The 12,956-nt window shown below is 57.0% G+C and carries 15 protein-coding genes; 10 read left to right on the top strand and 5 right to left on the bottom strand.

Annotated elements, in window-relative coordinates:
• The first annotated feature begins 80 nt into the window (after positions 1-80).
• The 9 genes from recA to CPter91_RS27435 all read left to right on the top strand — a co-directional run bounded on the left by recA (position 81) and on the right by CPter91_RS27435 (position 8,206).
• Positions 81-1,202, top strand: a complete 1,122-nt coding sequence (recA, locus tag CPter91_RS21440) for a recombinase RecA (RefSeq protein WP_061943931.1) — start codon at positions 81-83, stop codon at positions 1,200-1,202.
• A 168-nt stretch (positions 1,203-1,370) separates the two neighbouring features.
• The gene (gene recX / locus CPter91_RS21435; RefSeq protein WP_061943929.1) at positions 1,371-1,832 is read left to right on the top strand and encodes a recombination regulator RecX; all 462 of its coding nucleotides are present in this window, start codon (positions 1,371-1,373) and stop codon (positions 1,830-1,832) included.
• Positions 1,833-2,089: 257 nt separating this feature from the next.
• A complete protein-coding gene (locus CPter91_RS21430; protein WP_061943926.1) occupies positions 2,090-2,695 on the top strand; it encodes a DUF2889 domain-containing protein in 606 nt (201 codons plus the stop codon).
• A complete protein-coding gene (gene sucC, locus CPter91_RS21425; RefSeq protein ID WP_257722470.1) occupies positions 2,692-3,882 on the top strand; it encodes an ADP-forming succinate--CoA ligase subunit beta in 1,191 nt (396 codons plus the stop codon). The genes CPter91_RS21430 and sucC overlap by 4 nt, the downstream gene beginning before the upstream one ends.
• Before the next feature lie 20 nt (positions 3,883-3,902).
• Positions 3,903-4,784 (top strand): succinate--CoA ligase subunit alpha, encoded by an 882-nt coding sequence (gene sucD / locus CPter91_RS21420; protein WP_061943920.1) that lies wholly within the window; start codon positions 3,903-3,905, stop codon positions 4,782-4,784.
• A 246-nt stretch (positions 4,785-5,030) separates the two neighbouring features.
• On the top strand, positions 5,031-5,858 hold the full coding sequence (locus CPter91_RS21415; RefSeq protein WP_335340108.1) for a Stp1/IreP family PP2C-type Ser/Thr phosphatase: 828 nt from the start codon (positions 5,031-5,033) through the stop codon (positions 5,856-5,858).
• A gap of 224 nt (positions 5,859-6,082) precedes the next feature.
• On the top strand, positions 6,083-6,685 hold the full coding sequence (locus CPter91_RS21410; protein WP_061943910.1) for an FHA domain-containing protein: 603 nt from the start codon (positions 6,083-6,085) through the stop codon (positions 6,683-6,685).
• Between the two features lie 407 nt (positions 6,686-7,092).
• Positions 7,093-7,533 (top strand): pilin, encoded by a 441-nt coding sequence (locus CPter91_RS21405; protein ID WP_082793124.1) that lies wholly within the window; start codon positions 7,093-7,095, stop codon positions 7,531-7,533.
• 211 nt (positions 7,534-7,744) lie between these two features.
• Positions 7,745-8,206 carry a pilin gene (locus tag CPter91_RS27435; RefSeq protein ID WP_269465558.1) on the top strand — a complete coding sequence of 154 codons (462 nt, stop codon included), beginning with the start codon at positions 7,745-7,747 and terminating at the stop codon, positions 8,204-8,206.
• Between the two features lie 155 nt (positions 8,207-8,361).
• Here the strand turns inward: CPter91_RS27435 and moaC are convergent, their stop codons facing one another.
• Positions 8,362-8,859 carry a cyclic pyranopterin monophosphate synthase MoaC gene (gene moaC, locus CPter91_RS21395; protein WP_061943907.1) on the bottom strand — a complete coding sequence of 166 codons (498 nt, stop codon included), beginning with the start codon at positions 8,857-8,859 and terminating at the stop codon, positions 8,362-8,364.
• Positions 8,860-9,004: 145 nt separating this feature from the next.
• Here moaC and CPter91_RS21390 point away from each other — a divergent pair, with 145 nt between their 5' ends.
• Complete coding sequence (locus CPter91_RS21390; protein WP_236905879.1) at positions 9,005-10,498, top strand: M48 family metalloprotease; 1,494 nt, start codon at positions 9,005-9,007, stop codon at positions 10,496-10,498.
• 95 nt (positions 10,499-10,593) lie between these two features.
• Here CPter91_RS21390 and CPter91_RS21385 read toward each other — a convergent pair whose 3' ends face one another.
• From CPter91_RS21385 to CPter91_RS21370, 4 genes are all read right to left on the bottom strand, one after another.
• Positions 10,594-11,190, bottom strand: a complete 597-nt coding sequence (locus CPter91_RS21385; RefSeq protein WP_061943902.1) for a DUF2946 family protein — start codon at positions 11,188-11,190, stop codon at positions 10,594-10,596.
• A complete protein-coding gene (locus tag CPter91_RS21380; protein WP_061943899.1) occupies positions 11,190-12,161 on the bottom strand; it encodes a YheT family hydrolase in 972 nt (323 codons plus the stop codon). The genes CPter91_RS21385 and CPter91_RS21380 overlap by 1 nt, the downstream gene beginning before the upstream one ends.
• Before the next feature lie 39 nt (positions 12,162-12,200).
• Positions 12,201-12,632: a YybH family protein gene (locus CPter91_RS21375; protein ID WP_061943896.1), complete on the bottom strand. Its 432-nt coding sequence runs from the start codon at positions 12,630-12,632 to the stop codon at positions 12,201-12,203.
• A 77-nt stretch (positions 12,633-12,709) separates the two neighbouring features.
• Entirely contained in the window at positions 12,710-12,910 is a 201-nt protein-coding gene (locus CPter91_RS21370; RefSeq protein ID WP_061943893.1) for a zinc-finger domain-containing protein, read from the bottom strand.
• Positions 12,911-12,956: the final 46 nt, after the last annotated feature.

Raw genomic sequence — 12,956 nt, 5'->3', positions numbered from 1 at the left:
GCTTGCATAAATCACTGTTTTTTTATACAGTGCTTACCTGAAGCCTCGAATATATCAACACTTTTGTCGAAAGAGCAACCATGGACGATAAAAAATCCGCCGTCAACCCGGATAAAAGCAAGGCCCTTGCCGCGGCCTTGGCGCAGATCGAAAAGCAGTTCGGCAAAGGTTCGGTCATGCGGATGGACGACGGCGCCGTGGTCGAAGAAGTGCAAGTGGTCTCGACCGGCTCGCTCGGCCTGGACATCGCGCTCGGCGTCGGCGGCCTGCCGCGCGGCCGCGTGGTCGAAATCTACGGTCCGGAATCCTCCGGCAAGACCACACTGACCCTGCAAACCATCGCCGAAATGCAAAAGCTGGGCGGCACCTGCGCCTTCATCGATGCGGAACACGCGCTGGACGTCGGCTATGCCCAGAAACTGGGCATCAACCTGTCCGAACTGCTGATCTCGCAACCGGATACCGGCGAACAGGCGCTGGAAATCACCGATGCGCTGGTGCGCTCCGGCGGCGTCGACCTGATCGTCATCGACTCGGTGGCGGCCTTGACGCCACGCGCCGAAATCGAAGGCGATATGGGCGATTCCCTGCCTGGCCTGCAAGCGCGCCTGATGTCGCAAGCGCTGCGCAAGCTGACCGGCAGCATCAACCGCACCAACACCCTGGTCATCTTCATCAACCAGATTCGCATGAAGATCGGCGTCATGTTCGGCAATCCGGAAACCACCACCGGCGGCAATGCCCTCAAGTTCTACGCTTCGGTGCGCCTGGATATCCGCCGCACCGGCTCGATCAAGTCCGGCGACGAAGTCATCGGCAACGAAACCAAGGTCAAGGTCGTCAAGAACAAGATCGCGCCGCCATTCAAGGAAGCGCACTTCGACATCCTGTATGGCGAAGGCACATCGCGCGAAGGTGAAATCCTCGATCTCGGTTCCGATGCCAAGATCGTTGAAAAGTCGGGCGCCTGGTACAGCTACAACGGCGAACGCATCGGCCAGGGCAAGGACAATGCACGCACCTACCTGAAAGAACGTCCGGAACTGGCGCGCGAGATCGAAAACAAGGTACGCGCATCGCTGGGCGTGCCGCTGCTGGGCGAGATCAAGGCTGCCGAGGGCGGCGACAAGGCTGACAAAGCCGCTGCCAAGGCCAATAAAGCTGCTGCAGCCGCGGCCGCCAAGGCTGAAGAGCCGGTCTGACATCCTGACTCGCCTCGCCTAAGTAATTAGGCAGGCTTGATAGTCAAAGAAAAACGCCTTTCATAAAATTCCGCGCTGCGGGTTTTTGAAAGGCGTTGTTGTTTGTGGCAAGCTGTAATTACAGTACATAACAAGCGTTACTTAATAGGTATCAACCGGAAAGCGGAGATGGCCAAACTGCAAATCAGCCTGAAGGGTAGGGCGCTGCGCTATCTGTCGGCGCGCGAGCACAGCCGCATGGAACTGGCGCGCAAATTGTCGCGCTATGCGCAGGAAGGCGATGACATCGAAGCCTTGCTCGATACGCTGGAAGCGGCCAAGCTGCTGTCGCAATCACGCTTCTCAGAATCCCTGATCCACCGCCGCGCCCATCGCTACGGCAACAGCCGCATCCTCTCCGAGCTGCAAAGTCACGGCATTGATGCCGAATCATTGGTGGATATCAAGGCCGATCTGGCCAGTGGCGAAGTTGCCCGCGCGCGCGAGGTCTGGCGCAAGAAATTCAATCAGCTCCCGGCGGATGCAGCCGAACGGGCAAAGCAGATGCGCTTCCTGCTGCAGCGAGGGTTTTCTCATCGGGCGATACAGGCAGCGATCAAAGGCGGGGACAACGACACCGACGATTACTGATCCGGCAGCAGGACATCTTTTATAGATGTGATTGAAATGCGACAAAAACAGTAAATTTTCCGGGCTTATTAAATCTATCCCCAGTCTTCTTTCTCCCGTTGATTCCAGCGGGGATGCCATCGATGCTAATTTTGCAACCCTCCATCAGCATCGCTAAGCCTCCGAAGCTGTGCTACACTTTTGGGGTTTTTTGCAAACCGCAGGAGCGGCAGTTACCATAGAAACTGTGGTAACGACACGCAAATAAGTCCACCATTATGTCTCTGACACCTTCCATTTCCCGCCGAGCGTTGAAGCACACCCGCGCGATTCACATCGAAGCATTTGTGCGCGATGACGGCTTGTGGGAACTGGATGCGCACCTGATCGATACCAAGCCTTTTGACCTTTCTTTGCCTTCTGGCAAGCTGCCTGCCGGCGCAGCACTGCACAGCCTGTGGCTGCGGCTGACGCTGGATCGCCAGTTCACGATTGTCGAGGTTGAGGCAAATTCGGAAGCTGTGCCGTATCAGGGTTATTGCAATACCATCAACCCCGCGTATGAAACCCTGGTCGGCCTGAGCCTGGTCAAGGGCTTCCGTCATACGCTCAAGGAGCGCATCGGCGGCGCCCTGGGGTGCACCCATTTAACCGAGCTGGCGCAAATCCTGCCGACCGCTGCCTTGCAGGCATTCGGCGGCGAGATAGACCGCAGCGCCGATCCGGCCGCCGAGCAGCGCAAGCCGCCCCAGCTCGATCGCTGTCATGCTTTACGTAGTGAAGGCGCAGTCGTCGCCCAATATTATCCGAAGTGGGCAATCAGCCCACCAGCCGCAGTAGACAAACAAACACATTTATCCAACCAAGCAATTTCATTTAAATAAGTGTCAGAAGGGAAGCTCGCATGAAAATCCATGAGTATCAGGGTAAAGAAATTCTCCGCCAGTTCGGAGTGACAACACCGCGTGGCATCCCGTGCCTGAGCGTCGATGACGCGGTCAAGGCTGCCGAAACACTGGGCGGCTCGGTCTGGGTCGTCAAAGCCCAGATCCATGCCGGCGGTCGCGGCAAGGGCGGCGGCGTCAAGGTCGCCAAGTCGCTGGAACAAGTGCGCGAATACGCCAACCAGATCCTCGGCATGCAGCTGATCACGCATCAGACTGGCCCAGAAGGCCAGAAAGTGCGTCGCCTGCTGATCGAAGAGGGCGCTGACATCAAGCAAGAACTGTACGTCAGTATGGTTACCGACCGCGTCAGCCAGCGCGTGGTGCTGATGGCATCCAGCGAAGGCGGCATGGACATCGAAGAAGTCGCAGCCAGCCATCCAGAAAAGATTCATCAAGTCGTCATCGATCCAGCTACCGGCCTGACCGATGCCGAGGCTGACAGCATCAGCACCCTGATCGGGGTTCCTGCCGGTTCGATCGCCGATGCGCGCGTCCAGTTGCAAGGTCTGTACAAGGCTTACTGGGATACCGATTGCTCGCTGGCGGAAATCAACCCGCTGATCGTCACCGGTTCCGGCAAGGTCATCGCCCTGGACGCCAAGTTCAACTTCGACGCCAACGCCCTGTTCCGCCACCCAGAAATCGTCGCTTACCGCGACCTGGACGAAGAAGATCCAGCCGAAATCGAAGCTTCCAAGTTCGACCTGGCTTACATCTCGCTGGACGGCAATATCGGCTGCCTGGTCAACGGCGCCGGCCTGGCCATGGCCACCATGGACACCATCAAGCTGTTCGGCGGCGAACCTGCCAACTTCCTCGACGTCGGCGGCGGCGCTACTGCTGAAAAGGTCACCGAAGCATTCAAGATCATGTTGAAGAACCCAGGCCTGAAAGCCATCCTGGTCAACATCTTCGGCGGCATCATGCGCTGCGACGTGATCGCTGAAGGCGTCATCACTGCATCCAAGGCCGTTTCGCTGCAAGTGCCGCTGGTGGTCCGCATGAAGGGCACCAACGAAGAAATCGGCAAGAAGATGCTGGCCGACTCCGGCCTGCCGATCATCGCGGCAGACAGCATGGAAGAGGCGGCGCAGAAGGTTGTTGCTGCGGCCAACGGTAAATAAGTAAATAACTAGGAACAACTATGTCGATCCTGATCAACAAAGACACTAAAGTCGTCACCCAAGGCATTACCGGCAAGACCGGTCAATTCCATACCCGCGGCTGCCGCGATTACGCAAACGGCAAGAACGCTTTTGTCGCTGGCGTGAACCCGAAAAAAGCCGGCGAAGATTTCGAAGGCATCCCGATTTTCGCTAACGTTTCTGAAGCCAAGGCCGCTACCGGCGCCAACGTTTCCGTGATCTACGTGCCGCCAGCAGGCGCGGCAGCAGCGATCTGGGAAGCCGTCGAAGCTGAACTCGACCTGGCCATCTGCATCACTGAAGGTATCCCGGTCCGCGATATGCTGGCATTGAAAGACCGCATGGCAAAAGCCGGCAGCAAGACACTGCTGCTGGGCCCTAACTGCCCAGGCCTGATCACGCCGGACGAAATCAAGATCGGCATCATGCCGGGCCACATCCACAAGAAGGGCCGCATCGGCGTGGTTTCGCGCTCCGGCACCCTGACTTATGAAGCAGTCGGTCAATTGACCGCACTGGGCCTGGGCCAGTCTTCGGCAGTCGGCATCGGCGGCGATCCGATCAACGGCTTGAAGCACATCGACATCATGAAGATGTTCAATGACGATCCTGAAACCGATGCCGTCATCATGATCGGCGAAATCGGTGGTCCGGACGAAGCGAATGCCGCTTACTGGATCAAGGACAACATGAAGAAGCCAGTGGTCAGCTTCATCGCCGGCGTTACCGCTCCTCCGGGCAAGCGCATGGGCCATGCCGGCGCGCTGATCTCGGGCGGCGCTGACACTGCACAAGCCAAGCTGGACATCATGGAAGCGTGTGGCATCACCACGACCAAGAATCCATCGGAAATGGCGCGTCTGTTGAAGGCGATGCTGTAATCGCCGTTTAAGAACAGAAGCTTTGGTCCCAATGCCGTTCAGTTGATACTGAACGGCGTTTTTTTTGCCCGTAGGGTGGGCACGCTTTTGTGCCCACGCGGATACCGATACAGCGTGGGCACAAAAGCGTGCCCACCCTACGGGCATTTGGGCGAATCATGCGCCTGCGGTGCGGTTGTTGCATCCTGAAGCCGGTACTTGGCGGGACTGCAATTTGTCTTGCCGTCCCCGGCAGAACCAAGGAAAATGCTTGTAATCTGGCAACCGCCTAATCTGTATCATCTTTTTTCACCGAACATGTCTCGACATATGCCGCTTGAGTTTGCCGCCAAAACGGATATTGGTATGGTGCGAGTACAAAACGAAGACACCGTCGTCGTCGATGCCGGCTTGCAGCTGGCGATCCTGGCCGACGGCATGGGCGGCTACAACGCCGGCGAAGTCGCTAGCAGCATCGCCACCGTCGCCATCCAGGAAGAAATCGAAAGCCAGCTGCAGGAATACCGCCGCTTGCAAAAGCCGGAAGAGGAATTGCCGACCCGTCTGTGGCTGATGCAAGCCGTGCGCCAGGCCAACAGCACCATCATCAACGCCGCCCGCCGCGAGCCGGAATACCGCGGCATGGGCACCACCCTGGTGGTGGCCTGGTTCGAGCCTGAAGGCCAGGTCAGCATCGCCCACGTCGGCGATTCGCGCGCCTACCGCGTCCGCGACGGCTTGCTGGAGCAATTGACGCGCGACCACTCCCTGCTGCAGGAACAGATCGACGCCGGCCTGATCCGTCCGGAGGATGCGCAATTTGCGCTCAACCGCAATATCGTCACGCGTGCGGTCGGCATCGACTATCAGCTGGTGGTGGAAGTTCATCAGCATGCCCTGCAGGCCGGCGACCTGTATCTGCTCTGTTCCGACGGCTTGTCGGACCGCATCGGCGACGGCGATATCAGCAACATCATCAGCGACGCCCAGGGCGACCTCAAGATGGCATGCACCATGCTTATCAATGCTGCCAACCAATGCGGTGGGCAGGATAATGTGTCAGTGATACTGGTCAGGGTGGCGCAGAACGAATGAGCCCAGTTGTCAAATTGCCAGTGCAGGCCGCCGGCGACGGAACAGCCGGGGCCGCAACATAAATCCCGGATTTTGAGTACGATTGCCCCAAAACAACATTAAACTGGGGTGTGTGTCAGCATGTACGGCACGATGTGTGAATTGTGAGAGCAGCGCCAGCACCAATAGCCGCCAGGATATTGTTTTAATCAACTTACAGATAGCGTTTCCCAAGAGAGATAGGAATGGCGAAGATCATCCTGACCAAAGGCGGCACCGTAATACAAGAGATGACGCTCACCAAAGAGCGCACCACCATCGGCCGCCGCGCCCACAATGACCTGGTCATCGACAACCTCGCCATCAGCGGCGAGCATGCGGTCATCATCACTATCTACAACGACTCGTTTCTGGAAGACCTCAACAGTACCAACGGCACCCAGGTCAACGGCCATCCGGTCACCAAGCACTTCCTGCAGCATAACGATGTGATCCAGATGGCTAGGTATAAATTGTTGTACCAGGTTGATACGGATGAGGAAATCAAGGATAACCGGCCGAAGATGTTTCCGGTGCCGCGGCCGGATGCGACTATTACCGTGCTGGATGGACCTAGCGCCGGCAAGGAGATGCTGTTGACCAAGGTGCTGACGACGATTGGCCGGCCTGGTATCCAGGTAGCAATTGTGACGCGCCGGCCGCATGGCTACGAGTTGACCCATGTAGAAGGGCAGACCTATACCCGGGTCAATGACACCCCTTTGAACGCAGGTGCCCGGGCATTGAAGGATGAGGACGTAATTGATATTGCAGGGACTTTGATGAAGTTTTCCTGGAAGGCCGTTTAGGTGGCTGGCGGTGTACCCACCTTCTCTCGTCACTTCTTTAGCGCTATGTTCCCGATCTACGTCGTATCCATGTTGCAAGGGAATGATCCTGCAATATGGCATCCCCCCGAAATTTAAGCTCAATGCCAGTTCTATTTACCTCGGTCATCGATGAAACTGGGGTATGTCTTGCCACATTTCATATCTTGGCGACCGCACATACATCGGTTGGGGGATTAAGTTACAACAACCGAATAATCACAATTTCCTTGTGACAAACTTTGTCAGCTTCGCATCGAAATTCTGCCAAATTTCCTCACTTTTTTCGACTGAAACCTTTGAAAACCGGAGATTTTTCACTGGCACAGACATTGCTGTATATCCCGTGTAGTGAAGCGAAGCCCCCTTTTTATTAACAGGAGAAACAAATGAAATCGATGCAAATGATTAAACGTGCTCAGCGCGGCTTTACCCTGATCGAATTGATGATCGTCGTGGCGATTATCGGTATTTTGGCAGCAATTGCTTTGCCAGCTTACCAAGATTACGTAGCAAAATCACAAGTTGCTTCTTCGCTGGCAGAAATTACCCCGGGTAAAACACAAATTGAAACAAAACTCGCTGAACCCACTCTAGTAACTGCCGCTGCAGATATCGGTTTGCAGGCCAAAACGAGCCGTTGCAGCGCAATCGATGTCACAAACGCCGCCACAGGCGCTTCTTCAATTACATGCACTATGATTGGCGGTGCGCAAGTTAACGGGAAGAAAATTATCTGGACTCGTGTTGATGATAGCAAAGGTGGTGCATGGGCATGCAATACTGAAGTTCTCATGAAGCTTGCGCCAAAGGAATGCCCAGGCGTCTAAGCTATATCTAAAGCAAGCAATTGAAGCCGCCCGAGGGCGGCTTTTTAACATCTCGGCGATTTGAGAAGTGATTCTGTGCCTCGGCTGCTAGCTTGCTTCAGCCAAATTATAAATTAGAGATACCTAGCAACCCAATGTCCGAGTGTCAACGCTTCTGCCGATGCTATTGGAACTAGCTGTCCTCATACCCAAAGATGTTCAGGAGTACAATTTGAAATCATCGCATCGATTGTCTGCAAATTTGGAAAACGGCTTCACGCTGATTGAGTTGATGATGGTCGTGGCGATAATCGGGATTATCGCAGCGATTGCTTTTCCCGCATATCAGGATTATGTAGCCAAAGCCAAATGGTCTGCGGCGCTGGCGGAAGTTTCCTCTGGTAAAACCGGGCTTGAATCGACTATTTTCCAGGCCAGCACTCTCACACCCGCGATAGTTGGATTACAGACCTCGACATCCAATTGCGACATGACCGTTGGCGGCCCACCCGATGGCAGCGCGGACAATACACTGGCTTGCAGCATTAAAGGCGGGCCCGCATCTGTTGCGACCAAAACCATCACGTTGAAGCGCCTTGCCAACAACGCGGCAACCGATGCCGGTAAATGGACATGTGTGACTACCGCCATGCAAAAATATGTCGGATCAGATGCCATTTGCACGGGTATCTGAAGAGGTCTGCTACAAGCAGTGCTGCCGGATCATCTAGTCCCAGTTTATTGCTATAGCTTGATCGTAGAAGCGGGTTGTAAATTTTCATATGAATCCGCTCTTTCACCGGTTGATTTGAGTGGGGGGAGATGTTCCAATATGACTTTGTTTACACCTCAATCCGCCACCCAGTCTCCCGATTTGCCACCCCGTTTTTCCATTACCCGAACGTCAGTAATGACCATCCCCCGGTCTACCGCCTTGCACATGTCATAGATCGTCAGCAAACCGATCTGCACCGCAGTCAGTGCTTCCATCTCTACCCCAGTCTTCCCTACGGTTTCCGCCTGCGCAACGCATGTAACGCTTGAAGTACCTTCATCAATGCTGAAATCGACTGCCACCCGAGTCAACGCCAGAGGATGGCACAAGGGAATCAGATCACTGGTACGCTTGGTCGCCATGATGCCGGCGATACGTGCAATCCCCAGCACATCGCCTTTTTTTGCCGTGCCTGATTGAATCAAGGCCAACGTCTCTGCCTTCATACGGATACAACCGCTGGCGACGGCGATGCGGTGAGTGTCGTCCTTGCCGCCGACATCGACCATGTGGGCCTGGCCGGTTGAATCGAAATGGGTCAGGTTGGTTGCTGGTGGAGTTTTGCTGGTCATGGTGGTATTTTCTTTAGATGACGCAATCAGGCGCGATGCGGATTTTTATCCGCCCGGCGCCGCTTGCTGAATGTGGAACAATTATCCTCTGTTAGTATCATAGCATCGTGATTTTGACACTAGCCAGCACTCGATGACGCGACCCATGCAATTTCCACTGCGGACACTACTGGCAGCGCTGCTAAGCGTTTGTTGCGTCCTGCCGCCCATGCCTGTAACTGCGGTGCAAAACCTGCCGACCCTGGGCGATACCTCGCGCGAAACACTTTCCCCGCTGATGGAGCGCAAGCTGGGCGAGGAGGTGATGCACGATATCCGCCGCGATCCGGACTACATGAACGATGCGCCGCTTCTGGAATACCTGAATAACTTCGGCTGGACCCTGGTCGCGGCGCGGCCGGAGGTGCGCGGCGAGGCGGGGTTTGATTTCTTTTTCTTTGCGGTGCGCGATCCTGTCTTGAACGCATTCGCCTTACCGGGCGGTTTCATCGGCGTGCATTCCGGCCTGCTGCTAGCGGCGCAGAGCGAATCGGAGCTGGCTTCGGTGCTGGCGCATGAAATCGGCCATGTGGCGCAGCGCCATATCGCGCGCATGGTGGGGAGCCAGAAGCAGGATTCCATGATTGCGCTGGCGTCGATGCTGCTGGGGATGCTGGCGATGCGCGGCAGCAGCGATGTCGGCTCGGCGGTGATGATGGGCGGCACCGGGCTGGCGATGCAGCGGCAGCTGAACTTCAGCCGTGATGCCGAGCGTGAGGCGGATCGGATCGGCTTGTCTATCCTGGATTCTGGTGGCTTTGACACTAGCGGCATGGTGGCGTTTTTTGGCCGTTTGCAAACGGCTTCGCGTAATTATTCGGATAGCCTGCCGCCGTATCTGTTGACGCACCCACTGACCACTGAACGTATCGCCGATATCGAAGCGCGCATCCGCGAGCAGCGTTATCGGCAGCATGCGGACAGCCTGGATTTTCAGCTGATCCGGGCGCGGGTGCGGGTGCTGCAGGACGATAGCGAACAGGGGCGGCGAGACTCCCAGTATTTCTTTGATTCGCAACTCAAGCAGAATACCAAGCAGCAGATTGTCGCGGCTAAATATGGCATGGCTTTCCTGGCGTTTCAGCGCGAGGATTATGGCCAGGCTGAGCAGTTGCTGCAGGAAGTGATTGCAGCAGCGGCGCCGGCCAAGCAGAGCCTGGTGCTGACCGACCTTGGGATTGAGATCATGCTGGCGACCAAGCGCGAGGTGGAGGCCTTGAAGCTGGTGCAGCAGGCGCAGTTGCAATTTCCTTTGTCGCGCGGGCTGGCGCATCAGTATGCGCGGGTGTTGATTGCTTCCAAGCGTTTCGAGGAGGCTAGCAAGTACCTGCGCGAGCAGGCGCAGCTGTACCGGCAGGATGCCGATGTGCAGGATTTGCTGGCCAAGGCATATTCGGCGCTGGGCAAGCGGGCTTTGCAGCATATGGCTTTGGCGGAGTCTTATGTGCTGACGGGGAGTGTGCCGGCGGCTTTGGATCAGTTGAAGATTGCGCGGAATTCGCCGGATGCGGAGTTTTATGATCAGTCGATGATTGATGCGCGGGAGCGGGAGTTGCAGGAGCGGTGGAAGGATGAGTTGAAGGCTTCCAAAGAACGCTAGTGTTGTGTTGCGTTGTGTGCTTCTTGGGCCGTCAATTGGGGTCAGAGTAATTTACGACGGTGAAGCTGTCGTAAAAAAACTCTGACCCCAATTGACTATGTTGGTCTTGGTTTTGGCACAAAACCAAATGCGGAGGCGATGTCTTTGGTCGCTATTCTTGTGACGGGGATTGTTGATTCTGCCTGTTGCCAGGTCAGGATGCGCTGGTCTGTGGGGTTTGCCAGCCATTCCAGCAACGCTTCGTCGCTGAGCTCTCTCCCATCCATGCGCAGCTGCGCCAGGCATTGGGCCAGGTCGCGGTCGTCGACCGCTACCACTTGGCCCGGTATGGCCAGCAGCAGCCTTCCTTCTTCGGTCAGCATGACGGAATTCACGGTCGGCATTGCTTCACCGGTTTGCAAGACAAAGCCTTGCAGCGGATCGGTGTGGGCGATGTAGGGTGTCAGCGCCAGATCCACGTAGACACGTTGCGGGCCGTTCTGGAAATACCAGCAGCCTTGTTCATCGGCCTTGTAGTTACGGTTGATGAAGCCGACCAGCGCGGTGTGCATGATCTTGTCGCCTGGCAGATCTTGCTGCTGGGTCTGCTCGTCGCGCATGCGCCAGGCGCCGCGGGCGTCTAGCGCGAGCCAGCCGTAGCAGTGCGGGACGTTGGGCCATTTCTGCATGGCTTGCAGGACGATCTGGTCCATCAAGTTTCCTGCAAAAAGCGCAGCATGCGCTGCGGCAGCCAGTCCAGGCGGCCGGGCGGGCCGCCGACGGCGAAGCCGACGTGGCCGCCTTGTTCCGGATATTCCAGGGTGACGCTGGGTGCGGCTTTGGGCGGCAGGTGGCGTGGCGGCAGGAAAGGATCGTTCTTGGCGTTGAGCACCAGCGTCGGGATCGTGATGTCGTTCATCACCAGCTTGGCGCTGGCGCGGTGCCAGTAGTCTTCGGTATTGCGGAAGCCGTGCAGCGGTGCGGTGACGATGTTGTCGAATTCGTAGAGGTCGCGCGAGCGCAGCATTTTTTCGCGGTCGAACAGGCGCGGGAACTGCTGCAGCTTGTCGAGCGACTTGCTTTTCATGGTGCGCAGGAAAGAGCGCGTGTAGACCATGTTGAAGCCGTGCGACAAGGCTTCGCCGCCGCCGGCCAGGTCGAGCGGCGCCGAGATGGCGCAGGCGGCGTCAACGATCTTGGCTTCGTTCTGCGATTCCCCCAGCCAGCGCAGCAGCGCGTTGCCGCCCAGCGAGACGCCGGTGGCGTAGAACTTCGTGAATTGTTTTTCCGCACGGCTGGCGACCAGCCGGCGCAGGATCCAGTCGACTTCCTCGGCGTCGCCCGAGTGGTAGAAGCGTGGCGCCTGGTTGATTTCGCCGGAGCAGCCGCGGAAGTGCGGCACCGCGCCGGACCAGCCGAGCTTGGCCAGCTGCGCCATCAGGGCGCGGCTGTAGTGGCTGTCGGACGAGCCTTCCAGGCCGTGGAACAGCACCACCAGCGGCTGTCCGGGCTGGCCGTCGACGAAATCGATGTCGATGAAATCGCCGTCCGGTGTATCCCAGCGCTCACGGCGGTAGGCGACTAGCGGCTTGCTGATGCAGGTGGCGGGGTAAATGGTCTGCAGGTGGCCGCCCGGCAGCCAGAGCGGCGCCGGATAAGATGCGGGGAAAATCGAAGTGCTCATACGAATGCTATATACCTATACTGGGTGGAACGCCACTTTTTAATGCAAGGTAGCGCTCGATACCGTTTCTTCCGGCGCTGCCCCCGGGGCGACCGAGGCGTGATGCAGCACGATGCGCCAGCCGCGCGGGGTCTTCATGTAGACGTTGGTGGCCAGGATATGCATCTCGCGGTCGGCTTCGCTGGCCTGGTGCAGCTCTTCCACCAGGTTATGGATGCTGGTCGACATATTATGGGTCACATGCAATTGCCGCGCGCGGATATGCACGCCGCCGCGTTCAAACAAGGCTTCGAAGGCGGCCCGGATCGCCGCATGGCCATGCAGCCGCGGCGCATTCGGATGGACGCAGACGATTTCGTCGTCATCCGCCCAGAGCGCCATCATGGCCTCGATGTCGGCGCGGCTCATGGCGTCGTAAAAAGCGGTTTCGGTTTCTTCTGCTGAACCATGCATAAATTTGACATGCGGCATATTGACTCCCTGCTGACCCGGATTGTAACAACGACACGCTTGCTGCATCAAAAAAGGGAGCTGGGCTCCCTTTTCGATTAGTGTCCGTGGACTACGGCACCTGGTTTCAAGCGGTATTGCGTGCCGCAGTAGGGGCACTTGGCGCTGCCGCTGCTGTCCAGGTTGAGGAACACGCGCGGATGCGAGGACCAGGTCGGCATCAGCGGGTTAGGGCAGTGCGCCGGCAAATCCTTGCCATCGAGTTCAACTACTGCTTGCGGGCTTGTTGCTGTGTTCATTTTTTACTTCTCCAGATTGACAGGTGCTCTAACTTGTTAATACGGG

The sequence above is a fragment of the Collimonas pratensis genome (assembly GCF_001584185.1).
Taxonomy (GTDB): Bacteria; Pseudomonadota; Gammaproteobacteria; order Burkholderiales; family Burkholderiaceae_D; genus Collimonas; species Collimonas pratensis.
This window is presented reverse-complemented; position numbering and strand designations above follow the sequence as displayed.